Source organism: Gordonia alkaliphila, from assembly GCF_039542465.1.
Classification (GTDB): domain Bacteria; phylum Actinomycetota; class Actinomycetes; order Mycobacteriales; family Mycobacteriaceae; genus Gordonia; species Gordonia alkaliphila.
This window is the reverse complement of record NZ_BAABIE010000002.1, coordinates 168,204-194,743: the sequence shown is the minus strand read 5'-3', so window position 1 is coordinate 194,743 and position 26,540 is coordinate 168,204. Positions and strand designations below refer to the sequence as shown.

Annotated in this window: 24 protein-coding genes and 1 pseudogene; 9 read left to right on the top strand and 16 right to left on the bottom strand. The window is 69.3% G+C overall.

What is annotated here, in order from left to right; all coding sequences use genetic code 11:
* Window positions 1–9: 9 nt before the first annotated feature.
* From ABD989_RS02795 to ABD989_RS02775, 5 genes are all read right to left on the bottom strand, one after another.
* Window positions 10–444 carry a hypothetical protein gene (locus ABD989_RS02795; RefSeq protein ID WP_345312351.1) on the bottom strand — a complete coding sequence of 145 codons (435 nt, stop codon included), beginning with the start codon at window positions 442–444 and terminating at the stop codon, window positions 10–12.
* Window positions 441–1,619, bottom strand: a complete 1,179-nt coding sequence (locus tag ABD989_RS02790; RefSeq protein WP_345312350.1) for a globin domain-containing protein — start codon at window positions 1,617–1,619, stop codon at window positions 441–443. The genes ABD989_RS02795 and ABD989_RS02790 overlap by 4 nt, the downstream gene beginning before the upstream one ends.
* Complete coding sequence (locus tag ABD989_RS02785; RefSeq protein ID WP_345312349.1) at window positions 1,616–2,143, bottom strand: RrF2 family transcriptional regulator; 528 nt, start codon at window positions 2,141–2,143, stop codon at window positions 1,616–1,618. Before ABD989_RS02785 ends, ABD989_RS02790 begins: the two co-directional genes overlap by 4 nt.
* Window positions 2,144–2,262: 119 nt before the next feature.
* On the bottom strand, window positions 2,263–2,925 hold the full coding sequence (locus ABD989_RS02780) for a potassium channel family protein (protein ID WP_345312348.1): 663 nt from the start codon (window positions 2,923–2,925) through the stop codon (window positions 2,263–2,265).
* Window positions 2,922–3,593 carry a potassium channel family protein gene (locus tag ABD989_RS02775; protein WP_345312347.1) on the bottom strand — a complete coding sequence of 224 codons (672 nt, stop codon included), beginning with the start codon at window positions 3,591–3,593 and terminating at the stop codon, window positions 2,922–2,924. The genes ABD989_RS02780 and ABD989_RS02775 overlap by 4 nt, the downstream gene beginning before the upstream one ends.
* Window positions 3,594–3,632: 39 nt before the next feature.
* Between ABD989_RS02775 and ABD989_RS02770 the strand changes: the two genes are divergently transcribed.
* From ABD989_RS02770 to dxs, 3 genes are all read left to right on the top strand, one after another.
* Window positions 3,633–5,660: an APC family permease gene (locus tag ABD989_RS02770; RefSeq protein ID WP_345312346.1), complete on the top strand. Its 2,028-nt coding sequence runs from the start codon at window positions 3,633–3,635 to the stop codon at window positions 5,658–5,660.
* Window positions 5,657–6,952 (top strand): class I SAM-dependent RNA methyltransferase, encoded by a 1,296-nt coding sequence (locus ABD989_RS02765; protein ID WP_345312345.1) that lies wholly within the window; start codon window positions 5,657–5,659, stop codon window positions 6,950–6,952. Before ABD989_RS02770 ends, ABD989_RS02765 begins: the two co-directional genes overlap by 4 nt.
* Before the next feature lie 69 nt (window positions 6,953–7,021).
* On the top strand, window positions 7,022–8,890 hold the full coding sequence (dxs, locus tag ABD989_RS02760) for a 1-deoxy-D-xylulose-5-phosphate synthase (RefSeq protein ID WP_345312344.1): 1,869 nt from the start codon (window positions 7,022–7,024) through the stop codon (window positions 8,888–8,890).
* Here dxs and ABD989_RS02755 read toward each other — a convergent pair.
* Window positions 8,865–10,124, bottom strand: coding sequence for an HRDC domain-containing protein (locus ABD989_RS02755; protein ID WP_345312343.1), 1,260 nt, complete (start codon window positions 10,122–10,124; stop codon window positions 8,865–8,867). The two genes, dxs and ABD989_RS02755, sit on opposite strands and share 26 nt — an antisense overlap.
* Window positions 10,121–10,759, bottom strand: a complete 639-nt coding sequence (locus ABD989_RS02750; RefSeq protein ID WP_345312342.1) for a DUF3000 domain-containing protein — start codon at window positions 10,757–10,759, stop codon at window positions 10,121–10,123. The genes ABD989_RS02755 and ABD989_RS02750 overlap by 4 nt, the downstream gene beginning before the upstream one ends.
* Window positions 10,760–10,918: 159 nt before the next feature.
* On the opposite strand from ABD989_RS02750, the gene hemE reads away from it, so the two are divergent.
* Together hemE and hemG are read left to right on the top strand one after the other, a co-directional pair.
* Window positions 10,919–11,944, top strand: a complete 1,026-nt coding sequence (gene hemE / locus ABD989_RS02745) for a uroporphyrinogen decarboxylase (RefSeq protein ID WP_345312478.1) — start codon at window positions 10,919–10,921, stop codon at window positions 11,942–11,944.
* On the top strand, window positions 11,941–13,317 hold the full coding sequence (gene hemG, locus ABD989_RS02740; protein ID WP_345312341.1) for a protoporphyrinogen oxidase: 1,377 nt from the start codon (window positions 11,941–11,943) through the stop codon (window positions 13,315–13,317). Before hemE ends, hemG begins: the two co-directional genes overlap by 4 nt.
* Window positions 13,318–13,602: 285 nt before the next feature.
* Here the strand turns inward: hemG and ABD989_RS17715 are convergent.
* Window positions 13,603–14,019, bottom strand: a pseudogene (locus ABD989_RS17715) (DUF222 domain-containing protein); the annotation flags it as partial.
* 512 nt (window positions 14,020–14,531) lie between these two features.
* Between ABD989_RS17715 and hemQ the strand changes: the two are divergent.
* Window positions 14,532–15,227 (top strand): hydrogen peroxide-dependent heme synthase, encoded by a 696-nt coding sequence (gene hemQ / locus ABD989_RS02730; RefSeq protein WP_345312339.1) that lies wholly within the window; start codon window positions 14,532–14,534, stop codon window positions 15,225–15,227.
* Between the two features lie 4 nt (window positions 15,228–15,231).
* Here the strand turns inward: hemQ and msrB are convergent, their stop codons facing one another.
* Window positions 15,232–15,660 (bottom strand): peptide-methionine (R)-S-oxide reductase MsrB, encoded by a 429-nt coding sequence (gene msrB / locus ABD989_RS02725; RefSeq protein WP_246995710.1) that lies wholly within the window; start codon window positions 15,658–15,660, stop codon window positions 15,232–15,234.
* Between the two features lie 42 nt (window positions 15,661–15,702).
* On the opposite strand from msrB, the gene ABD989_RS02720 reads away from it, so the two are divergent.
* Together ABD989_RS02720 and ABD989_RS02715 are read left to right on the top strand one after the other, a co-directional pair.
* A complete protein-coding gene (locus ABD989_RS02720) occupies window positions 15,703–16,497 on the top strand; it encodes a thioesterase family protein (RefSeq protein WP_345312338.1) in 795 nt (264 codons plus the stop codon).
* Between the two features lie 41 nt (window positions 16,498–16,538).
* On the top strand, window positions 16,539–17,057 hold the full coding sequence (locus ABD989_RS02715; RefSeq protein ID WP_345312337.1) for a lipoprotein LpqH: 519 nt from the start codon (window positions 16,539–16,541) through the stop codon (window positions 17,055–17,057).
* Window positions 17,058–17,064: 7 nt separating this feature from the next.
* Here ABD989_RS02715 and ABD989_RS02710 read toward each other — a convergent pair whose 3' ends face one another.
* The 5 genes from ABD989_RS02710 to ABD989_RS02690 are packed head-to-tail and all read right to left on the bottom strand — an operon-like array spanning window position 17,065 to window position 22,872.
* Window positions 17,065–18,303 carry a glycosyltransferase family 87 protein gene (locus ABD989_RS02710; protein ID WP_345312336.1) on the bottom strand — a complete coding sequence of 413 codons (1,239 nt, stop codon included), beginning with the start codon at window positions 18,301–18,303 and terminating at the stop codon, window positions 17,065–17,067.
* 31 nt (window positions 18,304–18,334) lie between these two features.
* Window positions 18,335–19,903, bottom strand: a complete 1,569-nt coding sequence (locus ABD989_RS02705; protein WP_345312335.1) for an alpha/beta fold hydrolase — start codon at window positions 19,901–19,903, stop codon at window positions 18,335–18,337.
* Complete coding sequence (locus tag ABD989_RS02700; RefSeq protein WP_345312334.1) at window positions 19,900–20,622, bottom strand: dihydrofolate reductase family protein; 723 nt, start codon at window positions 20,620–20,622, stop codon at window positions 19,900–19,902. Before ABD989_RS02700 ends, ABD989_RS02705 begins: the two co-directional genes overlap by 4 nt.
* Window positions 20,622–21,623 (bottom strand): asparagine synthase C-terminal domain-containing protein, encoded by a 1,002-nt coding sequence (locus tag ABD989_RS02695; RefSeq protein ID WP_345312333.1) that lies wholly within the window; start codon window positions 21,621–21,623, stop codon window positions 20,622–20,624. The genes ABD989_RS02700 and ABD989_RS02695 overlap by 1 nt, the downstream gene beginning before the upstream one ends.
* Window positions 21,616–22,872, bottom strand: a complete 1,257-nt coding sequence (locus ABD989_RS02690; protein WP_345312332.1) for a tetratricopeptide repeat protein — start codon at window positions 22,870–22,872, stop codon at window positions 21,616–21,618. The genes ABD989_RS02695 and ABD989_RS02690 overlap by 8 nt, the downstream gene beginning before the upstream one ends.
* 103 nt (window positions 22,873–22,975) lie before the next feature.
* Here ABD989_RS02690 and zapE point away from each other — a divergent pair, with 103 nt between their 5' ends.
* On the top strand, window positions 22,976–23,995 hold the full coding sequence (gene zapE, locus ABD989_RS02685) for a cell division protein ZapE (protein ID WP_345312331.1): 1,020 nt from the start codon (window positions 22,976–22,978) through the stop codon (window positions 23,993–23,995).
* Window positions 23,996–24,026: 31 nt separating this feature from the next.
* Here zapE and ABD989_RS02680 read toward each other — a convergent pair whose 3' ends face one another.
* Window positions 24,027–24,590 (bottom strand): GNAT family N-acetyltransferase, encoded by a 564-nt coding sequence (locus ABD989_RS02680; RefSeq protein WP_345312330.1) that lies wholly within the window; start codon window positions 24,588–24,590, stop codon window positions 24,027–24,029.
* 81 nt (window positions 24,591–24,671) lie between these two features.
* Window positions 24,672–26,537 carry a hypothetical protein gene (locus ABD989_RS02675; RefSeq protein ID WP_345312329.1) on the bottom strand — a complete coding sequence of 622 codons (1,866 nt, stop codon included), beginning with the start codon at window positions 26,535–26,537 and terminating at the stop codon, window positions 24,672–24,674.
* Between the last annotated feature and the right edge of the window lie 3 nt (window positions 26,538–26,540).

The window sequence follows — 26,540 nt, the reverse complement described above, 5'->3', positions numbered from 1 at the left end:
GCAGCAGTTCTACAACAGCAGCGCGATACCGGCGGTCAGCAGGCCACCGACCTTCACCAGTTCGCAGGCCACATAGGCCAGGTGCGCACGGCTCCGCTGCGCCGGGACGTTCTCCGGGTCGGCGAGGACCGCCGCGGTCCGCCGGGACAGGGCCGGCCGGACGGCCAGCACCTGCAGTGCCAGTGCGCCGACCGCGACGATCAACCCGTAGATCACTGAGCGGGACCAGTCGTCGGCCACCGCAGCCGTCACCACCAGGGTGACGGCGAGGACGCTCTCCACCGCATTCAGCGCACGGAACACCAGGCGACCGATGCCCAGGCCCAGGGGAATGGTGATCCCCGGCGCCTGGAACTTGAGCGGCGCTTCGAGGAACGAGATGGCCAGCACCATGCCGAGCCACACGAACACCAGGGCCACCCCGGTGGAGAGCGTCGCACTCATCCGCGGCCGCCGACGCGCACCAGTTCGGGACCGAAGGTCTCGTAGTGGATGCGCTCCTCGGGCAGATCCTTGGCGAGCAGCGAACCGCGGACCGAACTCAGGAAGCCGGCCGGGCCGCACAGCAGAGCCACCGTCTCCGGGGCGATCGAGATGTCGTCGAGCGACATGAAACCGATCCGAGCGCCGTCGCCGGCGTCGTGGCCGTTCTCGTACCACTGCTCCAGGCGGGCCTGCGGCAGCTTGTCGACGAGGTCGGCAAGCTCACCGCGGTGCGGCTGACGCGACCGCGACCGGTCGGCGTGCAGGACGTGCACGGGTCGGGTGTCGCCGGTCTGCACCAGGTGGTGCAACAGGCCGATCACCGGGGTGCAGCCGATGCCAGCGGAGGCCAGCAGCAGCGGGGCGTCGCCCTCGGGCAGCGCGAGATCGCCGAACGGGGTGCTGACGTGCAGGGTGTCGCCCTCGAAGACGCGCTCGTGCAGGTACGAGGACACCTCGCCGTCGAGCTTGACCGAGAAGCGCCACTGCGGATCGTTCGGTGCGCCGGTGAGGCTGTACTGGCGGATCTGGTGGGCGCCGTCGTCCAGCGGCACCTGCACCGAGATGTACTGGCCCGGGGTGAACGACGGCAGCGCGCCGTCGCGGGCGGCGACGGTGAACGAGACCGCGTCCGGGGCCACCTGCTCGCGCTCGCCGATCACCACGTCGCGCCAGACGTCGCCGGGGGTCACGCCGGCGTCGGCGTACAGCTCGTTCTCGCGGCCGATCAGCGTATTGGCCATCTCCCAGTACAGCTCGTCCCAGGCTGCGGCGACCTCGGGGGTGACCGCCTCGCCGAGGACCTCGACGATCGCGGCGAACAGGTGCTCGTGCACGATCGGGTACTGGTCGGCGACCACGCCGAGCGAGGCGTGCTTGTGCGCGACCCGCTCGATGATGAACTTCTGCTGCGCCGCGTCGGGCATCAGCTGCAGGCGGGCGAACGCGGCGATGGAACCGGCGAGCACCTTGGGCTGGGTGCCGATCTTCTGATTGGCGCGGTTGAACAGGTTGTCGAGCAGCTCCGGGTGCGCGGCGAACATGCGCTGGTAGAAGTTCGGCGTGATGTCGTCGAGGGCACCTTCGACTGCGGGCAGGGTCGCGGCGAGGACGGCGCGCGTCTGGTCGGAGATCATCGTGGATTCCTGTTCTCTGCGGTGGAGGGACGAAGACGGTCATCACTGGCCGCCCGGGCCCGCGCGTCGTCCGCGCGGGAGCTGAGGGGGAGTGCAGGATCGCTGAGGAAGCGCACTCGGGTGGGACCGGCGACGATCAGGTCGGCGACGGTCAGGGTGTCGAGGCTTTCGTAGAAGGCTCGTTGGGCGCGTGCCAGTGCGCCGCGCAGCGTGCAGCCGGCGCGCAGCGGGCAGGGCGTCGGGCCGTCGCAGTCGACGACGTCGGCGTCGCCTTCGAGCTGCCGGGTGACCCAGCCGACGCCCGCGGTGCGGCCGAGTTCGGTGATCATCAGCCCGCCGGCGCGGCCGCGGCGCGCATGCACCACGCCGATCTCGGCGAGGCGGCTGACCACCTTGGCGACGTGGGCGTAGGGGACTTCGAGTTCGCTCGCGAGGCCGCGGCTGGTGTGCAGGACGTCGGCCTCGTCGGCGGCGAGGCGCATGAGAACGCGGAGGCCGATGTCGGTGAAGCGAGTCAGTTGCACGCACCGATCAGAACATAATCCGCATGCCCGCTACCAATTTAAGTGGCGAAGCTCTCACCGGGACGAAAGTCCTTGTCAGGGCGGGTATTTCCGGCCGGGGCCGGACCCTTCTGTGCCGGTCAGGGCGCTGCGCAGATGACCTGTGCGAGTTCGCTTTCGGCTTCCTCCGGAGCGATGAAGACGAGCTCGTCGCCGCCCTCGAGAGCGTCGTCGGGCTGCGGCACGATCACGCGACGCCCACGGATGATGGTCACCAGGGCGACATCGCGGGGGAGTTGGAGACGACGGACGGCCTTGCCGGCGAGCGGGGTGTCGTCGGGCAGGGTGAGCTCCACCAGGTTGGCCTGGCCCTGACGGAAGGTCATCAACCGCACCAGATCGCCGACGCTGACCGCCTCCTCCACGAGGGCCGCCATCAGCCGCGGGGTGGAGACGGCCACGTCGACACCCCAGTCGTCGTTGAACAGCCATTCGTTGCGGGGATCGTTGACGCGGGCCACGACGCGGTTGACCGCGAACTCGGTGGTGGCCAGCAGGCTCACCACCAGATTGGCCTTGTCGTCGCCGGTCGCGGCGATCATCACGTCGAAGGTCTGCAACTGCGCCCGCTCCAGGTCGCGCAGCTCGCAGGCATCGGCCTGCACCCAGGTGGCCTCGGGCAGGAACTCCGGTTTGAGGTTGCGGGCGTTCTTCTCGATCAGGGTGACGGCGTGGCCGTTGATCACGAGTTCCCGGGCGATGGCCCGGCCCACGGCGCCGGCTCCGGCGATCGCGACCTTCACGTGTTGTCTCCTTCGGCGGGCGGGAGTTTGGCCGCGGCGCGCGCGTTGTCGAGATGGGCGGCGAGCGTGGCGACGAAGACGTCGTCCTCGGCCTGCAGCACGCTGCGCGGTTCCGGCAGCATCGGGCTGCCGAGGCGCTGCAGGAAAGCGATGCGGGCGCCGGTCAGCTCCTGGAATTTGGCGCAGCTCACGCCGAACCACTCTTCGTGCACGTCCACCTGAGCCAGCACCAGGGCGCCGGTCGGGTCGTGCCACAGCGGCGCCTGCGGGGTCTCGCCCAGCGCCGTGATGAACCGCTCGGTGGTCCACGGGACGGTCGCGACTGTCGGAATGCCCAGGCGCTCGTAGACGGCGGCGCGCTTGGCGTCGTAGATCCGGGCGACGACGTGCTGCACGCCGAAGGTCTCGCGAGCCACGCGCGCCGAGATGATGTTGGAGTTGTCGCCGGAGGAGACGGCGGCGAAGGCGTCGGCGGTCTGCACACCGGCTTCGATGAGCACATCGCGGTCGAAGCCGACGCCGGTGACGGCCTCGCCGGTGAAGTCGGAATCGAGTCGGGCGAAGGCGTTCTGATCCTGGTCGATGACGACCACATGGTGGCCGCGACGCGACATCGCGCTGGCCAGTCCGGCCCCTACGCGCCCGCAGCCCATGATGATTACTCGCACTCGATGGACGTTACCCCCCGTCAGGCCTACTGTTGCGGGGTGCCTGGATTCACCTCGGCCACCACGGCGACCAAACGGCTGCTGCTGGGGCGCCCTTTTCGCAGTGATCGACTCGGGTCCACGCTGCTGCCCAAACGCATTGCGCTGCCGGTCTTCTCCTCGGACGCGATGAGCTCGGTGGCGTACGCGCCGCAAGAGATCTTCCTGGTGCTGTCGCTGGCCGGAATCAGTGCGTACTCGTTCGCCCCGTGGGTGGGGCTGGCGGTGGCGGTGGTGATGGTCGTGGTGGTGGCCAGCTACCGGCAGAACGTGCACGCCTACCCGTCCGGCGGCGGCGACTACGAGGTGGCCACCGCCAACCTCGGCCCGAACGCCGGCCTCACCGTGGGCGCGGCGCTGCTGGTGGACTACGTCCTCACCGTCGCGGTCTCGGTGACCGCCGCCGCGGAGAACATCGGCTCGGCGATCCCCTTCGTACACGAGCACAAGTTGCTGTTCTGCATCCTCGGCATCGCGCTGGTGGCGGCGGTCAATCTGCGCGGCGTCCGCGAGTCGGGATTCCTGATGGCCATCCCGACCTACGCCTTCATTCTCGGTGTGCTGAGCATGCTGATCTGGGGCTTCGTGCAGATCTTTCTGATGGGCCGGGACCTGCAGGCCGGGACCGCGCAGTACGACCTGGTGGCCGACCAGAGCGACTTCACCACGCTGGCCATGGTCTTCCTCGTCGCGCGGTCGTTCACCTCCGGCTGTGCGGCGCTGACCGGTGTGGAGGCGATCAGCAACGGCGTGCCCGCCTTCGAGAAGCCCAAGTCGCGCAACGCCGCCACCACGCTGCTGCTGCTCGGCGCGTTCTCGATCACGCTGCTGCTCGGCATCGTGGTGCTCGGCGAGAAGCTGCACGCCAAATACGTGCTCGACCCGCAGGCCGAACTGGCCGGCTTGCCCGACGGGTATCAGCAGAAGGCGATTCTGGCGCAGCTCGCCGAGACCGTGTTCGCCGGTTTCCCGCTCGGCTTCTACGTCATCGCCGTCGTCACCGCCTTGATTCTGCTGTTGGCGGCCAACACTGCTTTCAACGGCTTCCCGGTGCTCGGCTCGGTGCTCGCGCAGGACCGCTACCTGCCGCGTCAGCTGCACACCCGCGGCGACCGGCTGGCCTTCAGCAACGGCATCGTGTTCCTGGCGCTGGTCGCCATCGGCTTCGTGATCGCCTTCGACGCCGAGGTGACACGGCTGATCCAGCTGTACATCGTGGGCGTCTTCGTGTCGTTCACGCTGAGCCAGACCGGCATGGTCCGGCACTGGACGCGTCTGCTGAAGACCGAGACCGATCCCGACGCCCGCGGCCGGATGATCCGCTCGCGGGTGGTGAACGCGGTCGGCATGGTGATGACCGGCACCGTGCTCGTGGTGGTCCTGCTGACCAAGTTCACCTCCGGTGCGTGGATCGCGGTGCTCGTGATGGTCATCATGTTCGTGCTGATGAAGCTGGTGCACCGGCACTACACGGCCATCGAATCGGAACTGGAGGCCGCGGCGGAGGAAGACGACGGGGTGCTGCCCAGTCGGACCCACTCCATCGTGCTGGTGTCGTCGTTGCTCATCCCCACCCTGCGGGCGCTGCGGTATGCGCGCGCCACGCGGCCGGACACGCTCGAGGCGGTCACGGTGAACGTCGATGATCGGGCCACCCGCATCCTGGTCTCGAAGTGGGAGGAGAGCGACATCAGCATCCCGCTGAAGGTGATCGCCTCGCCGTACCGCGACGTGACCCGACCGGTGATCACCTATGTGCGCCGCATCCGCGCGGCCGCGCCGCGCGACGTGGTGACCGTGTTCATCCCGGAGTACGTGGTGGGCCACTGGTGGGAGCACATCCTGCACAACCAGTCCGCGCTGCGACTGAAGACGCGCCTGCTGTTCGAACCGGGCGTCATGGTCACCTCGGTGCCGTGGCAGCTCGACTCGTCGAACCGGGCCGCCAAGCGCAGCGAAGTCGAATACATCGCGCCCGGCGACACCCGCCGCGGCTTCGGTGTCACTCCTCCGAGGGATCAGCCGTGACCGCCCCGTCGAACCCCGCATCCTCGAACCCCGCACCGTCGACCCTCGACCTGACCGTCACCGGCTTCGCCAACGGCGGCGCCGGGGTGGCCCACGCGGACGACGGGCGAGTGGTATTCGTCGCCGGCGCCCTGCCCGGGGAACGGGTGCGGGCGCGGATCGACGAGCAGAAGGCCGCTTTCGCGCGCGCCGTCACGCTGGAGGTGCTGGACGCCTCACCGCATCGGATCGATCCGAGCTGCCCCGCCTCCGCGGCCGGCGCCGGCTGCTGCGACCTGTCGTACGTGAGCGCCGAGTACGCGCGGGAGCTGCACGCCGGCGTCCTGGCCGACGTACTCACCCGCCTCGGGCGATTCGGGCCCGACGACCCGGCCCCGGCCGCACCGACGGTCACGGCGCTCGGGCCGGACGCCGACGGCTGGCGGGTGCGGACCCGCCTCGCGGTGGGTGCCGACGGCGCGGTCGGGCTGCGGGAGCGCGGCTCGTCGGACCTGATCACCACACCCTGCGTCGCGCCGGTCGACGGACTGCTCGCCGGGGCGGCCGCGCTGGGCGCAGTGCCCGGGAGCGAACTGGTGCTCGCCATGGGCTCGGACGGACGCCGCCATGCCGCACAACTGTCGCCGGTGGCGAGGCCGCGTCGCGGTGGACGTCGGGCGTCGGCCCAGCGGGCCCGGCACAGCGCCGGACGCGACCGGACCACCCGCGTCCTCGAGGGCGACGGGGCGGTGACGCAGACGGTGGGCGGCCACACCTGGTCGATTCCGGTGACCGGCTTCTGGCAGGCCCACCGGTCCGCCCCGGCGACCTACGCCGAGACGGTGCGCCGCTACGTCGGCGCCGTGGACGGTCTGCCCGCGGGCCTGCGCGTGTGGGACCTGTACGGCGGTGCCGGCGTCCTCGGCGCGGGACTGCTCGACGGCGCGCTCCCGGTGGCGCACATCGACCTGGTGGAGACCGATCCGGGCGCGCTCGCGGCCGCCGCCGACGCGCTCGGGGACGCCCCGGTCACCGCCCATCGCGGCGACAGTGCGGCGGTGATCGGCGGCCTGAGCACGCCGGACGTGGTGATCGTCGATCCACCTCGGCGCGGTGCGGGCGCGGCGGTGGTCGCCGCGATCGCTGCCGCGCAGCCGCGCGCGGTGGTGCACGTCGGTTGTGATGCGGCCGCCTTCGCTCGCGACCTGCGTGACTACGTCACACACGGATATCGGGTCACCGCGTGGCAGGGTTTCGACGCCTTCCCGCGGACACGCCATATGGAGGCGATCGCCCTTCTGGAGAGTCCGTAGACTATCTGGCATCGGCGCCGATTGACGGCGCTCACGGACGTATGGTCGTCGACCGCGTAGGAGGTTCGCATGGGAGTGCTCGATCAGGTGGATTCGCCGGCGGACCTGCGCGCCCTCAGCGCCGACGAGATGCTCGAACTCGCCACCGAGATCCGGGAATTCCTGATCGAGAAGGTGGCGGCGACCGGCGGGCACCTCGGGCCGAACCTCGGCGTGGTGGAGCTGACGCTCGCGCTGCACCGGGTCTTCGATTCGCCGACCGATCCGATCCTCTTCGACACCGGCCACCAGTGCTACGTCCACAAGATCGTCACCGGTCGCAAGGACGGTTTCGACACGCTGCGCCAGCGCGACGGCCTGACCGGCTACCAGGATCGGCGGGAGAGCCCGCACGACTGGATCGAGTCCTCGCACGCCTCGGCGGCACTCTCCAACGCGGACGGACTGTCCAAGGCCTTCGAGTTGGCTGGCAGCGACCGCACGGTGGTCGCGGTGGTGGGCGACGGCGCCCTGACCGGCGGCATGTGCTGGGAGGCGTTGAACAACATCGCCGACGGCGACCGTCCGGTGGTGATCGTCGTCAATGACAACGGTCGCTCCTACGCGCCCACCATCGGCGGCCTCGCCAGCCACCTGTCCGGGCTGCGCCTGCAGCCGGGCTACGAGAAGTTCCTGGCCGGCGGCCGCACCATGCTGCAGAAGACGCCCGTGGTCGGCACCGCCGCGTACGCCGTGCTGCACGGCCTCAAGAGCGGGGTCAAAGACCTCGTCGCTCCGCAGGCCATGTTCTCCGACCTCGGCATCAAGTACGTCGGACCGGTCGACGGTCACGATCAGGCGGCGCTGGAAGAAGCGTTCACCCAGGCCAAGGCCTTCGGCGGTCCGGTGATCGTCCACACGGTGACCCGCAAGGGCATGGGCTACGCCCCGGCCGAGAACGACGAAGCCGAGCAGATGCACGCCACCGGCAAGATGGATCCGCGCACCGGCGTGGCGCACGGCACCGCCGCCGAGGACTGGACGTCGGTGTTCTCCGCCGAACTGGTGCGGCAGGGCGACCTGCGACCCGAGGTGGTCGCGATCACCGCCGCGATGCCCGGCCCCACCGGCCTGCGGGCGTTCGGCGAGACCTACCCCGCGCGGATGTTCGACGTCGGCATCGCCGAGCAGCACGGCATGGCCTCGGCCGCCGGGCTGGCACTGGGCGGCATGCACCCGGTGCTCGCCATCTACTCCACCTTCCTCAACCGTGCCTTCGATCAGCTGCTGATGGACGTGGCGCTCCTGAACCTCCCGGTGACCCTCGTGCTCGACCGGGCGGGTCTGACCGGTCCGGACGGGCCGAGTCACCACGGCATGTGGGACCTGTCGCTGATGGCGATCGTGCCCGGCATGCGCGTCGCGGCGCCGCGCGATGCCGAGCGCGTCCGCGAAGAACTGGGCGAGGCGCTCGACGTCGCCGACGGTCCGACGGCAGTGCGGTTCTCCAAAGGCGCTGTGCCGCAAGAGATCCCCGCGCTCGAACGACTCCGCGACGGAGTCGACGTGCTCTATCGCTCGACGACTCCCGACGTGCTGCTCGTCGCGGTCGGTGCCTTCGCCGGCCTGGGCGTTCAGGTGGCGGAGGAGCTGTCCGCACAGGGTGTCGGCGTCACCGTCGTCGATCCGCGGTGGGTGCTTCCGGTACCGGACTCCGTCGTCGAGCAGGCCCGCGCGCACCGGTTGGTGGTGACGCTGGAGGACGGCGGCGTGCAGGGCGGAGTCGGGGCGACGATCGCGCGCACGCTCTCGGCGGCGCACGTCGACGTCCCGGTGCGTCAGCTGGGCGTGCCGCAGCAGTTCGCGACGCACTCGACGCGCGACGAACTGCTCGACGACTTCGGTCTGACCGCCGACGCGCTGGTGAAGACGATCAGCTCGGATCCGACGCTCGGCTGAGCGCTTCGGCGATCGGCTGCCCGGTGAGATCGCGCTGCCAGGGCCGCGCGCCCCGGCCGGCCAGCCAGGTGTCCACGTCGGCCACCCGATGCTGCGGCAGGCCCTGCCAGCACAGCTCGCGCACCGTGTCCGGGGCCAGCATGTTCTCCATCGGGACCGCGGTGGTCTCGGCGAGCTCTTTCAACGCCGGCCGCACCTCGTGTGCGCGGCGCGCAGCATCGGGATTGCGCTGCTCCCACCGGTTCAGCGGCGGGGGACCGGTGGCGGCCTGTTTGCGCGGGGGCAGATCGGCGTCGGACAGGGCGAGCGCGTCGGCGATGGCGTCCATCCACACCTTGGCCTGGCGACGCTGGCGGGGGCCGCCGAATACCGGCAGCCTGGTGAGCGCGGCCTCGGTGGTCGGGGCCGCGGTGGCGGCGGTGATGATCGCCGAATCCGGCAGGACCCGGCCGGGCGCCACATCGCGGCGGGCGGCCACTTGCTCGCGGGCCGTCCACAGCGACCGCACGATGGCGAGCTGGCGCGGAGTCCGCAGGGTGTGCAGGTTGGAGGTGCGACGCCAGCGGTCCGTTCGCGGCGGCGGCGTCGGCTTCACCAGTTCGTAGGCGAACTCCTGGACGGCCCAGTCCAGCCGTCCGGCGTCGTCGAGGGCGGTGGTCATCGCATCGCGCAGCTCCACCAGGGCTTCCACGTCGAGCGCGGCGTAGTTGAGCCACTCGTCGGGCAGCGGGCGGTGCGACCAGTCCGCGGCACCGTGGCCCTTGGCCAGGCCGAGCTGCAGGAACTCGGCGACCATCGCGGCCAGGTTCACCTTGGGCAGGTTCAGCAGGCGGCCGGCGAGTTCGGTGTCGAACAGCGTGGCGCAGCGGAAGTTCAGTTCGGTGAGGCAGGGCAGGTCTTGGTCGGCCGCGTGCAGGATCCACTCCGGGCCGTCGAGCACCTCGACGAGCGGTGCCAACGCATCGGGATGCTCGATCGGGTCGATCAGGAAGCTGCCCGCACCGGTGCGACGCACCTGGATCAGGTAGGCGCGCTGCGAGTAGCGGTATCCGCTGGCGCGTTCGGTGTCGAGGGCGATCGGGCCGGTGCCGGAATCGAGGAGTTCGGCCGCACGCTCGAACTGATCCGGGGTGCTCAGCAGGTCGGGAACACCGTCGGCGGGTGCCAACAGCGGCCTGATCGGATTCTCCGTCTCGTCAACGTGCCCGGTGTCGGGGTTCCCCGCCTCGCTCACTGGCCGACCGGTCGTCCGAGAGTGGCCACGCCGGTGGGCGGCAGGCCGGCGGCGCTGGCCAGGACCTCGCAGAAGGCTTCCAGGTGTCCCGCCAGGGCCGGGCTGCTCGCGGTCCACGAGGCGCGGAGTTCGAGTTGATGCGCGCGCGGCGGGCCGGCGATGTCGCCGTACCGGACCGAGGTGGTGGCGGTGACGGTGCCGCCGAGCGCGAGGACGGCGGGGGTGTCGCTGCCGAGCAACGGCGCCGATTCGGTGCTGCCGCTGGGGACGCCGAGCGCCTCGGTGAGCCATTCCCAGGCCACTTCGGGCAGCAGCGGGTCGTTGGCGAGGTCGGCCTCCACTTCGGCCTGAACGAACGCGACCATTCGGAAGGTGCCGTTCCAGGCCTCTTGCCCGTCCGGGTCGTAGAGCAAGACCAGGCGACCGAAAGCGCTGCCGGTCACGTCGGTATCGGCCGAGGACGTGCCGCCCACCTCCGGCGGCGCCACCTCGACGCCGAGGGCGTAGCTGTACGGCGCCAAGCGCTGCGGCGGACGGATGGAACCGACCTCTATCTCCGGGCGCACCACGGCCTCGTCCAAGGACGCGACGGCGCGGGTGAAGTCGACCGGTTCGGGCTGTGCTCCTGTTGTCACACGCGTCACGGTAAGCCTCGCGGGGGCGTTGTGGCCGGAGGCGCGCCGCTGACGGATGTGCTCGGTGTGGGCGCCGTCACCGGTTCTGCGGAGCTCCGCAGACATGGCACAGTGGACCCCATGAGTCAGGTGCAGAGGATGCGACGGTCCGGCGACGCTATGCCGCTGATTGCGGCCGCGAACGGGCAAGATCCGGCGCGACGGCCGGTGTGGTTCATGCGACAGGCGGGGCGTTCGCTGCCCGAATACCGGGCGATCCGGGCCAATTGCGGCATGTTGGAGTCGTGCTTCGACGCGGAATTGGTGTGCGAGATCACAATGCAGCCGGTCCGCAGGCACGACACGGATGCGGCGATCCTGTTCTCCGACATCGTGGTGCCGCTGCGGGCGGCCGGAGTGGACCTCGACATCGTGGCCGGCACCGGCCCGGTGATCGCCGATCCGGTGCGCACCGCCGCCGATGTGGCGGCGCTGCCGCGACTGGAGCCCGAGGAGGTCGGCGCGGTCACCGCCGCGATCGGGCTGATCCTCGACGAACTGCCCGCGGAGAAGGCGCTGATCGGTTTCGCCGGTGCGCCGTTCACCTTGGCGTCGTACCTCATCGAGGGTGGACCGAGCCGCACCTACGAGCGCACCAAGACGATGATGCGGGCCGATCCGGAGCTGTGGAATCAGCTGATGGGCAAGATCGCTGACGTCACCATCGCCTTCCTGCGCGCCCAACTCGACGCCGGCGTCGACGCGGTGCAGTTGTTCGACTCCTGGGCGGGCACGCTGTCGGAGGCCGACTACCTCACCTATGTGGCACCGCATTCGGCGCGCGTGCTGGCCGAGGTCGCCGACTACGGCGTGCCGCGCATCCACTTCGGTGTGGGCACCGGCGAGCTGCTGTCCGCGATGACCGACGTCGGCGCCGACGTGATCGGGGTGGACTGGCGGGTGCCGCTGGATGTGGCCGCCGCCCGCGTCAAACCCGGCGTGGCCATCCAGGGCAACCTGGATCCGACCGTCCTGATGGCCGGGGACGCCGTCCTGGAACGCGAACTGCGCCGCATCATCGGCGAGGGCGAGCGTGCGGTGGCGGCGGGCGCCCGCGGCCACATCCTCAATCTCGGGCACGGCGTGATGCCGGGCACCGACGCGGACGCGATCACCCGCGCAGTCGAGCTGATCCACACCTTGTGAGCGTGCGCGTCGCGGTGGTCGGCGGCGGGGTCTCCGGACTCACCGCTGCCTACGCGCTGCGCCGCACGCTCGGCGCCGAGGCCCTCGTGGAGGTCTTCGAGGCCACCGATCGGCTGGGTGGGCTGCTGCACACCCCGCTGATCGGCGGACTGCCCGTCGACGTCGGGGCCGAAGCGTTCATCGTTCGTCGTCCGGAGGCGTCCGCGCTGGTTGCCGAACTCGGTTTGGCCGCTCACGTGCGTGCGCCGGGGCCGCTGCGTCCGGCACTGTGGTCCGGCGATGGACTGCATTCGTTGCCGACGCCCGCGGTGATGGGCATCCCGACCGGAGCCGGGTCGCTCGGCGACCTGGTCGACGACCGGGTACGCGTGAAGATCGCCGACGAGGCCCTGCGCGGCTGGACCTGGGAGGCCGGTACGCCGATCTCGGTCGGCGCCCTGGTGCGCGACCGGTTCGGCGACGAGGTGGTGGCGCGCAGCGTCGACCCGATGCTCGGCGGCGTCTATTCGGCGCGGGCCGACCAACTCGGATTGGTCGAGACCATTCCGGGTCTGGCCCGAGCACTGGATGCGGGGGCGCCGTCGCTCACCGCGGCGGTCACCGGCCTCAGCGTTGCCGCCGCACAGAACTCCGGACCGGTCTTCGGCGCGCTGCGGGGCGGCTACCGAACCCTGGTCGAGGCTCTCCGCGCTGCGTCCGGGGCGCTGGTGCGTATCGGCGCCCGGGTGGTGGCGATCGACGCCGACGGTCCCGGCTACACGGTGACCGACGCCGACGGCGCGGCCGCGTCCTATGACGCGGTGATCGTCGCCGTGCCGCCGTGGCAGGCCGGACCGATGCTGACCTCGGTGGCCGCCGACGCCGCGGCGACCCTGAGCGCGGTGCAGGCGGCCGGCTCGGCGGTGGTGGCCTGCGTGCTGGCGCCCGGCTCCGTGCTGCCGGACCATTCGGGGGTCCTGGTGGCCACCGATGCGGATCTGGCGATGAAGGCGGTGACGCTGTCGACGCAGAAGTGGCCGCACCTGGCGGAGGCCGGGCCGCCGGTGCTTCGCGTCTCGTTCGGACGGCTGGGGGAGCCGGTGACGATGACCGACGATCTACTGGTCGCGGCCGCACTCGCCGATCTCGAGCGGGTCTTCGCCGCGGCCGGGCTGCCGGCGCCGGTCCCGGAGTCGGTGGCCGTGCAGCGGTGGCCCACCGGGCTGCCGCACTTCGCCCCCGGTCACCTGGCGGCGATGGCGACCGCCCTCGATCAGCTGCCGGCGGGCGTGGCCCTCGCCGGGGCCGCCGTCGACGGAGTAGGTGTTCCGGCCTGTATCGGGGCCGCACGTCGCGCCGCCGGCCGCATCGTTGCGGGCCTGACCGAAGGCTAGAACGGCGGCTCGCCCGCAGCCTGCTGTGCCTCGTACGGTCCCGCCGGGCGAGGTCACCGATGAGTGGTAGCGCCCTTCGTCGTCGATCCAGAGGTCGTCGAGGAAGCCGGTCAGATGGGTTGTCATCAGATGATGGAAGCGGCACTTCGGTAATAGATTGCAAATGCACGTGGGTCCGCCGTTGCTCGGGCAGATGTTGTCGAACTCGGCGACATGGTCCAGATCGCACGCGAAAGCCGCGTTCTGCCGGACGTGGTCACCGGAGATGGGTCCGTAGCCATCGAGGTAGCCGCACCGATCGCCGCCTTCGAGGGTGGTGGCGTCGCACAGGACGTGCACGACGATCCGCGCCGCGCGGGCGTCGAGCTGGAGGTCGCTGATCTGCGCGGTGCAGCCGTCGCTGTCGCACCGACACGTGAACGGGATGCGTTGCAGCAGAGCGATCGCCGCGTCGGAGCGGGCCTGCGACTTAGTCCGCGGATCGGCGGGGCAGAGGCCGGCAATGACGGTGTCGAGTAACTGCCGGACGAGGCGCACATCCTCGGCCGTTGCCGTGATACTGATCTGCGCCATGCCGCTGTCGAGGGCTTGGAATCCGACGGTGCGGGCGGCTTTGGCACGATCGCGGTCGAGTTTCTCGGCGTCGGGGTCGTATTCGGCGACGAGTTTGCGGGCCAGGTGGCCGGTTTTGGTGATCGACATCGACGACACTCCGCCGCGCAGTCCCATGATCGCCAGGGCGAGGGGTCTGGTCGATCATCGCCATGGTCTCGTCATCGCGGACCAGTTGGGTTTCACTGACGATCCGATGGAACCGAGCCCGGTCGATCAGCCCAAGTCGCATCGTCGAGAACACCGCCGGCAGGCGGTCCCGGGCGCAGACGGCGTCGTCGAGCAACGACCGGGCGAAGTGGTCGGTGCTGTCCAAGCTCATCTGCAGTTCCAGGGCGGTCTGGGCCTCGAGATCGAGGATGAAGCGTTGCGTCACCGCCACGTTCTTGCTGACCGCCTGGACGTGGTCGAACATCGAGAGCGCGAGCTGGAACAGTCGCCAATCGAGGAAGCAGTGGCCGTTCTTGATCGCGTGGACGGCCTCGGCGAGGTCACTGGTCGAGAGCTCCGAGAGAGAAACACAGGAAGAGGGAATGCCGACCGAAGAAGGGTCGCCTTACCTGGTGTCGGTTCCGGGGCGAGGCAGTGGCACTATGGGGAGTATGGCTCGCCTGGATTACACCGAACTCAACGCCACTGTCCGCTACCTGATGTTCTCGGTCTTCCGCGTCCGCGCGGGAGAACTGGGCGACGACCGCGCCGCAGCGATCGCCGATCTCGACCGCTTCCTGGCCGGGCTCGAAGAGTCCGGCGTCGTGGTCCGCGGTGTCTACGACGTCGCCGGCATGCGCGGCGACTCCGACTTCATGTTCTGGTGGCACGCCGAGACCATCGAACAGCTGCAGGCCGCCTACAGCGACTTCCGCCGGACCACCGTGCTGGGCCGCGCCAGCGACCCCACCTGGAGCGGCGCTGCGCTGCACCGCCCGGCGGAGTTCAACAAGAGCCACATCCCGGCCTTCCTCGCCGGTGAGGCCGCGGGCGACTACATCTGCGTCTACCCGTTCGTGCGGTCGTTCGAGTGGTACCTGCTGCCCGACGACGAGCGCCGCAAGATGCTCGCCGACCACGGCAAGGCCGCCCGCGACTACAAGGATGTGCGCGCTAACACGGTGCCCGCGTTCGCGCTCGGCGACTACGAGTGGCTGCTGGCCTTCGAGGCGCCGGAACTGCACCGCATCGTCGACCTGATGCGCGATCTGCGCGCCACCGAGGCCCGCTACCACGTGCGCGTGGAGACCCCGTTCTTCACCGGTCCGCGCGTGGAGACCGCAGCGCTGGTCAACGCCCTGCCCTGACGGCTCAGGCCTCGGCCTCGTCGAGCGTCAAGCTGATCGAGTTGATGCAGTAGCGCAGGTCGGTGGGGGTGGGGTAGCCCTCACCGGCGAAGACGTGGCCGAGGTGGCTGTGGCAGGTGGCGCACAGGATCTCCGTGCGCTCCATGCCCAAGGTGTTGTCGCGGCGTTCGATCACCGCGTCGCCGGCCAGCGGCGTGAAGAACGACGGCCACCCGCACGACGATGCGAACTTGCTGTCCGAACGGAACAGCTCGGCGCCGCAGGCCCGGCAGCGGTAGACGCCCTCGGTGGTGGTGTCGGTGTATTCGCCGACGAACGGCGCCTCGGTACCGGCCTGCCGCAGCACGCGGAACTCGGCGGCGCTCAAGCGTTCGCGCCAGTCGGCGTCGGTGAGGGCCTGGGGATCGGTGGGGTATTCCGGCGATGCGCTCATGCCTCCACGGTAGCGCGCATCGCACTGCGTTAGCTTGGGGGCATGACCGCTACCGCCCAGAGCTATTTCACCCGGATCGACGACCACCGCTTCCTGCCGACCGAGCATTCCGTCGGCGCCTGGCGCGAGGATGAACTGCACCTCGCGCCGGTGGCCGGCCTGGTCATCGACTACCTGGAGCGCTGGCGCCTGGAGAACGCCCCGGGCTTGTTGTTCAGCCGGGTGTGCGTCGAGGTACTCGGGCAGATCGCCCGCGCGGAGATCGAGATCGACATCGAGGTGGTCCGGCCCGGTCGCACCATCGAGCTGGTCGAGGCGACCGCGGTGATCGGCGGCCGCGCCACGCTGCGGGCCCGCGGCTGGCTGCTCGCGTCGTCGGACACCTCCGCGGCCGCCGGCCACGCCTGCGACCCGATGCCGAGCCGGGCCGAATGCGTCGACGAGTCATGGCTCAAGCGGTGGCGCGGCGGGATGATCGCCAGCGTGACGGCTGTCCAGTCGGCCGCGACGGTCCCGGGTCGCGCGCAGGCATGGGCGAGTTCTGACGTCGCACTGATCGACGGGGAGTCCGCGACGTCGCTCGGCGACTACGCCAAGTTCCTGGACCTGGCCAACGGCGTCTCGTGGCGGCAGGATCCGGCCGAGTGGATGTACCCGAACGTCGACCTGACCCTGCACCTGTTCCGCCAGCCGGAGGGCCGCTGGGTGGGCTACGACACCCGGGCGGCGTTCGGCGCGGGCGGACTCGGCCTGACGAGTTCCACGCTGCACGACGAGCAGGGCCCGGTCGGCATGCTCGCGCAGTCGCTGACGCTGCGCCCGGCGACGGAGTTGTGACGGGCGTGTGAGCGCACAGACAGCAGGGGAGAAATGGTACCTTGCTGTCCACTGAACCTCGGTCCGAAGGACAAACCATGAATCGTCGATCTAGCGCCGCTGCTCTCCTCGCGGCTGCACTGTCGTTTGCTGTCGTCGGCTGCTCGTCCGACGACACCTCCACCTCGGAGGCGGGGGCGAGTACGGCGTCGGCGGTGCCGCCCACCCTCGTGATCGACGGGCAACCGCAGAAACTCGGGTCCGATGATGTGGAATGCCGCGACATTCTCGGGCCCCTCACCGTGTCGGCGGGATACACCTCGACCCCGGATGGCGCTATCACCATGGACGGGTTCATGGTCAGGTTGTCGGACTCGCCGGAGCCGGTCGTCGAGAGCGTCCTGCTGCCTAAGAATGCTGACGGCTTCGTGCCGTCGTATGACGAGCTGTCCGGCGGTCCCGCCCCAACGGTGGTACGCGATGGATCCCAGTACACCGTCGAGGGATCGACCGGCATGATCGCTCAGCGGGCAGACACCGTGAAGAAGTTCACCGCGACGTTCGTCTGCCCCGAGGACTGATCGGTTTCTACGCGGCGCCCGGCGATGGAGCGGTGACGGGGGCGTCGTCGGACGTGTCTTCGCCCGATTCCTCGGCGTTCCGAATGTCCAGCCAGCGGAACAGCAGGACGCAGAAGACGGTGATCATCAGCAGCGACCAGCCCAGCGGCACCTTGTTGTACTCCAGGTAGCGGCCGAACGGCTCCCATTCCCTGGAAGCGAAGACGTCGAACGACAGGCAGCCGTAGACGGCCAGCCAGGCCGGCCAGTTGCGCATCACCGAGCCCGACAGGAACACGGTCATGATCAGCGGGAACAGCAGCATCGAGTAGTAGCCCTGGCCGAGCGAGCCGAACAGGAACAGGGTGCCCAGCAGGACGCCGGTGGACGTGGTGAGCCACAGCAGCTCGTCGGTCTTGGCGTAGTAGCGGTACAGGAACCACAGCGAGAAGATCGCCATCAGCACGAACGCGATCCGCAGGACGATGACCAGCCAGTCGGCGACGCCGAAGTACAGGGCGTTGCCGGAGATGGAGCTGTTGTAGTAGTTCCGCGTCTCCGACAGGTACGGCACGGTGCGGTCTAGGTACGACCGGGCGTCGACGATCAGCGGCCACGCGATGAGGTTCAGCGCCACCGGGATGCCGAGCGCGGTGATGAACACCTTCCAACGCAGCTGCAGCAGCGGCAGGAGCAGTACCGGTGCCAGGACCGGCTTCACCGCGAGGGTGAGACCGATGCAGGCGCCCGCCCAGTAGTCCTTCTTGTTGCGGATCAGGACCAGGAAGCCGACCAGACCCAGCAGCACGAAGGCGTTGAAGTTGGTGAAGATCAGCGTGTTCGCGACCGACTCGGTGAGGAAGAAGAAGAACAGCACGGCCGGGAACACCCACGAGTCGGCGCGGTAGCCGAACAGGCGGACCAGCAGGTAGGCCGACGCGATGAGGGCGATCACCGACACCGCGATGAACGTCCAGCGCGCGTGGTCGGGGTTGAGGACCGCGATCGGGCCCATCAGCAGGGTTCCGGACGGGGAATACAGGTAGTGCGGGTCCACCGTGGTGTAGTTCTCGGCGTACACGGGGTTGCGGTTGAGGAAGTTCAGTGCCGCGTTGTAGACGGTGCTGAAATCGTCGGTGCGCGAGCCGTTGACCGCCAGGATCACCGAGCGGTGGAAGATCATCATCACCGCGACAGGCCACAGCATCACTGACAGGATGCGCGGGGTGTCCACGCGCGGATACAGGTACCGGTCCATGACGCTCACCTGAGCGAACCTACTACACGTCGCTGCATCCTCAGGCAGGGCACGCACGCTCGGCGGGACCGGTGAGGCGTTTGTCGCCGAGATAGTCGACGACGAGCTGCGCGGCGCACTCGCTGCGCGTGAGCACCGAATACCCGAGACCGTCCCAGCTGACGCTCACCGGTTCGGCGCCGGTGGTGACCAGCAGCGGGGTCAGCGCCTCGGCGGATTTGAGGCCGTTGATCGGATCGTTCAGGCCCAGCAGCACCAGCGGCGGGATCGGGAACGACGACGGTGCGGGCGCAGCACCGGCATTGCCCCAGCCGTCGCAGCGGGCCAGCGAGAGCGCCGCCGAGTTGGCCGTCATCGGGGCGTCGGCACCCCAGGTGCGGGCCAGCTTCGGGATGTCGGCCAGGCCCGGGCGGCCGAGCATGTCGTTGCACCGGGAGAGGAGTTGGCCGTCGGTGTCGCGCAGGGACCGGCTGGCGGCGGCCAGATCCTTCAGTGCGTCGGCGTTGCCGCGGTCGGCGGCGCTGATGGCGTCGGCGAGCTTCTTGAGGCCGTCCGGACCGGTGGGGTCCACGGCCAGCGCGGTGGTGATCGCGGTCAGGATCGACGTGTCGGAGAGTCCGGGCAGAGCGCCGCTGGCGCCGGCCGCGATGACCCGATTGAGCATGGCCCGGCCGTCGGAGCCGAGGGAGCAGCCGACATCCGAGCAGCGTCGGGCGAAGGTGCTCAGCGAGTTCTGCACGCCTGCGGCGGTGGCGGCGGCGGCCGGGGCGGCCTGGGTGTTCAGGCCGATCGGGGAGTCCAGGATCAGCCGGCCCACGTTGCCGGGGTGGCGCGCCTGGTAGGCCAACGCGACCGCCGAACCCTGACCGACGCCCACGATGCCGATGCGGTCCACCTGCCAGCGGGCGCGCAGCTGCTCGATGTCGGCGGCCGCGTCGACGGTGGCGTACTTGAGCTGGTCGGGCTCGAGGGTGTCGTTGCAGATGTCGGCGCCCTCCCGGGCGGCCTTGGCGAGCGCGGTGGTGCGCGCCTCGACGTCGCGGGAGCCGGACGCGCCGTCGTTGATGATCGTCGAGCGCTGCTCGGAGGTGAGGCAGTCGACGGGGGCGGACTGACCGACGCCGCGGCGATCGATCGCCACGATCGGATGCTTGGCCAGCAGCGGCGCCAAGGTCGACGAACCGAAGTTCATGGCGAGGCGCGAGCTCGGCAGGTCGGTACCGGTGGTCAGTACCAGGGGCGCCGCATCGGCGGGCGTCTCGGCGAGCTTGCCGCGCACCACGGTGATCAGCAGGGGAGCGCTGTCGGGGTCGTCGGGGTTCACCGGCACCTGGAACGCCGCACAGTCCAGTTGCACCGTGTCGGGCGTCTCGACGTCGTACTTGTCGGCCAGCTTCGACCCGCAGTCGGAATAGTTCAGATCGCGTTCGGGAGCGGAGAGCGTCGGCAACCGGTTCGCGTCGGCCTCCGCCGCGGAGTCGCCGCCGTCGCCGTGCACCACCTTCGGTCCCGGAGCCGGTCCGGCGGTGCAGGCGGTCGCGAGCACTGTGACCGAGGTCAGCACGGCCAGCAGCGCCCCTCGGGAGGAGCGGGTGAAGAAGTCGGTCACGCGTCGCCTTCCTGACGGCGGATCCAGCGGGTGAAGAGGAAATGGTCGACGGCGGCCACGAACGCGGGCGTGTATTCGTCGGTGGCCTGCGGGGTGGTGCCGCCGCGCCCTTCGCCGCCTGCCGCGGGCGACAGCGTGACGCACAGCTCGTCGATCAATCCCTCGGCGGCGAGCGCGCCGCTCACATGGGGGCCGCCCTCGCACAGGATGCGGAGCAGTCCGCGCTGGTGCAGCAGGCCGATGCCCTGGCCGAGGCCGTCGGGGGCGTGCAGCAGCGTCATGGTGCCCTCGGAGCGTTCGACGTGCCCGGCGGCGCGTTCATAGGCGGCGGGGTCGTCGGTGGTCAGCAGCAGGTAGTTGCCGGTCGTGGTGTGGGTGAGGAAGCGCGACGGCTCGCCGATCTGCCCGGACCTGGTCACCACCACCAGCGGCGGCGGACCGCCCTGCCCGCGTGCGGTGCGTGCCTGCTGCTCGGCGTCGGGCAGCTTCACCCCGATGTAGTTCTCGGCCACCGCGGTGCTCGCGCCGACGAGCACGGCGTCGGCGCCGCCGCGCAGCCGGTGCAGGACGGCGCTGTCGGCGGGGCCGGACAATCCGGCCGACACGCCGTCGCGGGTGAGGCTCGCGTCGAGGCTGTAGACGAAGTTGGTGCGCAGCCACGGGCCGGCCGGCCAGGCGTACGCGTCGAGCAGTTCGGTCCGGGACAGGGTGGACACCATCAGCGGCCGCCTTCGCTGAGGCCGCGCAGGAACATGCGGACCACCGTGTGCTCGAGGGGTTCGGTGCGCGGATCCTCGTAGGTGAGTTGGTGGGGTTGGGCGGCGAGGTCGGTGCGCGCGGACTGGGCGAGGGCGCCGATGACGCCCGAGGACACCTGCAGCGGAGACTTCACCGTCCAGGCGAGTTCGGTGGGGATGCCGAGTCGGACGGCGGCGTGGCGCAGGACTGCCTTGTCGTAGCCGCGGCCGTCGGGGCCGGGACGCCACAGCAGCGTGGGATGGGTGTCCATCGCGAACCGCCAGAACGCCGCGGTCTGGAAGACCTGCACGAACTCCTCCGCGCGGTCGTCGAGCAGCCGCTCGTAGTAGTCCGGGATCAGGCGCTCGCGGGTGAAATTGGCGGTGACCTTGGCGCGCACCCGGGTGCGCAGTTCGTCGATCGCCTCCGGTGCGTCCGGTTCGACGGCCAGGCGGGAACCGCCCAGGAAGAGCGCATCCGAGCCCGCGCCGGTGAGCACCGGGCCGACACCGAGGTCGGCGAAGCGGGCGAAGGCGGCCTGCACCGGGATCGCCGAGGTGATCTCCCACAGCTCCCAGGTGCCCAGTGCGGCGATGCACGCGGCAGCGGCCTCGGCGAGGCGCTCGTTGTCGAGGTCGACGACGTGGTGCGCGAAGCCGAGCAGGGCGGCCACGTCCCGCCCGCGCAGGTCTTCGAGGCCGCCGTCGACGTCGGTCACCACGGTCAGCGCCTGCGGCCGCACACCCAGGTCGGCGCAGACCGCGGCCACCAGGATCGAGTCGATGCCGCCGGAGAGCATCAGCCCGGGCGGGCCGGGATGGTCGGCGAGCACCGCGGCGATCCGGGCGCGCAGGAGATCGGTCACCTCGTCGGCGGCCTGATCCAGGTCGGTCAGCACCCTGGTGCTGCGATAGGCCATCGTCGCGGCGTCGTCGGCCACGTATTCGGCGGCGATCCCGGTTTCCGGTCGGTGCTCAGACACCGGCAGCTCCTTGGTGCAGCAGGGGAGAGTCCTCGTCGTCGTCGAAATCGTCGAGGTCCTCGTCGGACAGCGGGGGCGGCGGGCGCACGATGAACCGCAGCAGCACGAAGAAGCCGAGGATCACGACGCCACCGGCGAGCACCAGCAGGATGCGGGCCCACCAGGAGATGCCGTCGCCGATGGCGTTGCCGGCCACGATGGTGGCGATGGCGCCGATGATCGCGGTGAAGACGCCGAGGATCTCGACCACCTTGAACAGCGAGTCCGACAGTTGGTCGTTGGTGCGATCGATGAGCGCGTTGAGCTTGCGGCGCTGCACGCGGCCCTGACGTTCGAGTTGTGCGGCGGTTTCGCGCTCCAGACGCAACTGCGCGTCGTGCTGGATGGCGATGGTGACGCGTTCGAGCTTGAAGTCGTTGTGCACTTCCCGGTCCGTCGGCGGATTCAGCGCGATCGCCTTGTTGATGGAGGTGACGGCCTCCGGGAAGCGTCCGACGCGGCGCAACGCCGAAGCCTGCCGCATGTAGGTCACCGCGTTCTGCGGATTGATCACGAGGAGACGACGGGAGATGGAGAGCATCTCCTCGGCGAAGCGCTGATCGGCGGTGAACCACAGCCCGTGCAGCAGCAGCGAGAGGATCTTCTCCGAGTCGGTAGCCGTCGCGATGGTGGAGATCTCCTGGACGGTGACCTGCTTGCCGCGGCCGAGGCGGCTGTACTGCAGCATGGCGCGGTAATAGAGCGACGAGTTGGTGACGCCCTCGCCGACCGCGGACAGGATGCGTTCGATTCGTTCGAAGTTGAAGTCGTAGCGCGCGGCCTGCAACAGGATCGACAGGTGGGTGTCGAAAAGGTCCGACGACGACTCCTGCTCGGCGATGACCTGACTCAGGGCCAGTGCGTTCAGAACGTCGGGACGGTGGCTGCGCAGCTGCCAGGTGATCGACGACGACGCCATCTCGAAGGCGTCGTTGTCGTCGTCGCGCAGGGCGGTCAGCCACGTCGACAGATAGTCGTCCCAGCGGGGCTGTCCGTCGGCCGGTGGCTGATGGGCGACGAACCAGGCCGCGCTCACGTCGGCGCCGGCGTGCCGCAGCGCCGGGTCGGTACGCAGGAGAAGTGCCAGGCGATCCATGTCGGACCGGGTCAGCCGCGCCGCGATGGCGTCGATGTTCGCGCTGGTGCGGATCGGATCGTCGGCCACTCGCGCCTCAGCGAGCGCCCCCGCCACATCCCCGACAGAATCCATGGCGCCACCCTAACAGCGGCTGGTCGGGGCCCTTCGGTGTGAGGTAAGTCGCTTAGCGTGCTTGTAAGTGGGATACCAGGGAGTCACTCGTTACGCTCTGCCCATGGTGGCTCATCTCTCCGACCGTAATCCCGTGATCGCTGCGGACGCATTGATCGGCGAAATGGTCCCTCCGTCGATGTTCGACGAGGTCAGTTTCGACTCGTACATCCCCGACCCGAACGAGCCGAGCCAGGCCGCCGCGGTCGCCGCGGCCCGCGACTTCGTGGCGCGCGCGTCCAAGATCCGCGCCGGCGGCGGTAAGCGTGGACTGTTCCGCAAGGCGACGACCCCGCAGGGCATCGGCCTGTACCTCGACGGCGGTTTCGGCGTCGGCAAGACACACCTGTTGGCGTCGATCTTCCATTCGATGCCCGGCCCCCGGGCGTTCGCCACCTTCGGTGAGGTCACCAACCTGGTGGGCGCGCTCGGCTACACCGACTCGCTGGAGCGACTCTCCGACCGCACCGTCCTGTGCATCGACGAGTTCGAGCTCGACGATCCGGGCGACACCATGGTGGTCTCCCGCCTGCTGAGCGAGCTCAGTGCGCGCGGCGTCTCGATCGTCGCCACCTCCAACACGCTGCCCGGCCAGCTCGGCGAGGGCCGCTTCGCCGCGCAGGACTTCCTGCGCGAGATCCAGAAGCTGTCGTCGATCTTCGAGAGCGTGCGGGTCGACGGCCCCGACTACCGCCACCGCGACCTGCCGCCCGCGCCGGAACCGGCCACCGAGGCCGAGCTCGTCGCACAGGCCGAGGCCACCCCGGGCGCCACGCTCGACAGCTTCGACGACCTCGCCGCGCACCTGGCCAAGCTGCACCCGTCCAAGTACAAGTCGCTGGTCGACGGCGTGACGTTGGTGTGCATCAGCGACGTGCACCCGGCCGAGGATCAGGCCGTCGCGCTGCGCCTGGTGGCGCTGGCCGACCGCCTGTACGACGCCGACATCCCGGTGGTGACCTCCGGGGTGAAGCTCGACGAGATCTTCACGCCCGAGATGGTGGCCGGCGGCTACCGCAAGAAGTACCTGCGCGCCATCTCGCGTCTGCTCGCCCTGTCTCGCCTCGCCGAGACCGCCGCGTAGTTCTCGTACCGGTCCTGGCGGTGCGCGCCGTTCAGGGCGTGCGCGTCATCACGTAGTCGTGCTCGATGGTGCCGTTCAGATCGAAGGTGCGGGGCCCGGCGACGGTGAAGCCCATCTTCCGGTAGTAGCGCTGAGCGCGCTCGTTGCCGCGGTTCACGCCCAGCCACACGAGTGTGGAGCCGTGCTGTCGTGCCGCGGCCAGGGCCGCGTCCATGAGTAGGTGGGCGGGCTGCCCGCCGGCTCGCGTGCCGTGGTGGTCGGGGACCACGTACATCTTGGAGATCTCGGTGATCTGCGCGCCGGGCACCACGGCCCGGACGTCGTCGGCCTCCGGCGGGCGGTGCACCAGCAGGCTGTAGCCGATCACCGGGCCGTCGGTGCCGGACTGCGCCACGATCACGTCGACGTCGTCGGCGGCGATCCACTCCGAAAACCGTTGCGGGTTAAGGGCTTTCGCGATGTGCACGGCGATGTTCTCGGCGGTGATGTGCGGCGGGCAGGCCAGCGGGAAGGTCGCCGCGGCCACCGCCGCGATCTCGTCGGCCAGCGCCGGATCGGTGACGGTGGTGATGACCGGAGCGGCGTCGTGGTGCATGGGTCCATTCTGGCCGAGCGATCGCGGCGCAGTCCCTTGGGGGACCATGAACGAATCCGGTGAGAGGTTAGTCGGTCTCGCTTAGTTGGTTCGGAAGTTCTTCAGGTGCTTCCCGATGTAGCCGATATAGATACGGCCGCTCTTAGTAGCATCGTTGTACAGGTGCATGCGTGGACTGATCATCCCGTAGCTGGCGATCCGGATATGCTCGCCCATGAACTTCTCGCCCGAGGCGGCGATCGACGTGGGAACGGGGAATACCCGCTGGCGCCGAAATTCAGGGCGGTTCTGTGTTGCGGGAGTCTCGTCTGGGACGTGGCTTCCAGGCGTGAGTGGGACGCAGCCCACTGGCGGCTGCGCGACATAGTCGGCGATACTGCCGTTGAACTCCCCACTGCTGCGGACTCGGCAATAGTCGTCCAGTGCGCGGAGATACGTCCAGGTGCCGATCGGCCACGAGGACGAACTGAATACGTCCAGTTCCAACGTATGCTTCTCGTCTCCGGTGAAATCGAGATGCGGGAACTCTGAGAGTCTGGCGAGTAGCGCTTCGAAGGAGTCGGGCGGGGTATCGCGCGGATCTGTTTCTGGAACCCACTGAGTGTCGGGTGCCTGTTGTTTGGCGAGCTCGCTGCGCAGATGGCGAAGCTCGGTATCTCGCTCAGCGAGGTCGAGCCGAGCGACGGCCAGTTCGAGTTGGCTGTCTTCGGCGCGGCTGTTCAGTTCGGCGTTCTGGTCTTCGAGATCGTTTCGTTCCGCCTGGACCGTACCCAGCCGGGTCCGCAGGGTACTGAGATTGTCCCGAAGCGTAAGCGCTTCGCCGGCGCGTTTGCCGAGGTGCACGATGTTCTCGACGGTGACTTCAGCCTTGCCGACCACCCGGTCCAGAACGTCGCGGATGGCATTCAGGATGGAGTGGTCGACCGATTGACCCGCGTTGGACGCCTCAGCATGGATCTCTTCGCGCGGTGGGATGGGCGCTTTGACAGGCGTGGGCTTGGGCGCCGAAGTCGGCGCACTCGGTGTGGGCTGAATCTGGCCAGCGACTTGATCGACGATTGCGTCGTCCAACTGCTCGCGGAGTGCCCGGTCTATCCGAATCAGTTCGCGCGGGAGCGCCGCGGTGGTGGAGTGGCGGCATGCGGCGCGTCCGAGAATGTTACTCAGTCGAGCGGGAGGATCGTCTGCGATGCGCGCCGTCGTCAACACACGGTGTCGGAGTCCGTCGCGTGGATCGTCGAGTTCCGGTTGAGGCAGGAAAGTCCGAATGGTCCACGCACCTACCTGGTGCTTCTCCGGCAGCCGAGAGTTGAGTGCCTCGGTGGCCTCGGCGTCCAGTACGTAAGCACTGGCAAGGCCCCGCGTTTTTGCGAGGAGGCGACCGACGTACCCGGTCCAGGTGGGAAGCGGGATTCCCGCCTCTGCCGAAGCTCCGGAGAGATAGAGGTGTCCGCGTCGGTCAGGATCGAGCAGGGCAGCGTAGATCTCGTCTACGTCGTCGAGGTGCGCCGAAGCCGGTTCCGGAGTGAGATGATGACTGCCATCGCGACCGTCGGTCACCTCGAGGATCTGCCGCACCACTTTCGGTACCGCTGCCTTGTCGAACCCGGTGGGCTGCTGGAGGTCGGTCCAGATCCAACCGGATCCATCGGGTTGGTGGACGTTGGTGATCTGCGTAATGAAGGTGCCGTCGTCGGACCGCTGATAGAACCGGTAGCGCTCGATAAGGGAACCGTCTTGCCGCGTTTCGCCGACCAGTGACGCGGTGACTCCCTCGGCGATCTCGGCCACCGAGCCGGGACCGGTGAGTAGTTCGGCATCCCAGCGTTTAGCTTTGCACCAGGAGTAGATCTGCTGGTGCACCTTGTCGACGAAGGCTGGATCATCGAACACCCGCACCAGGGAACGTACGCCGAGTTCGGTGGATTGCTTTTCGGGTGCGGTCATGGT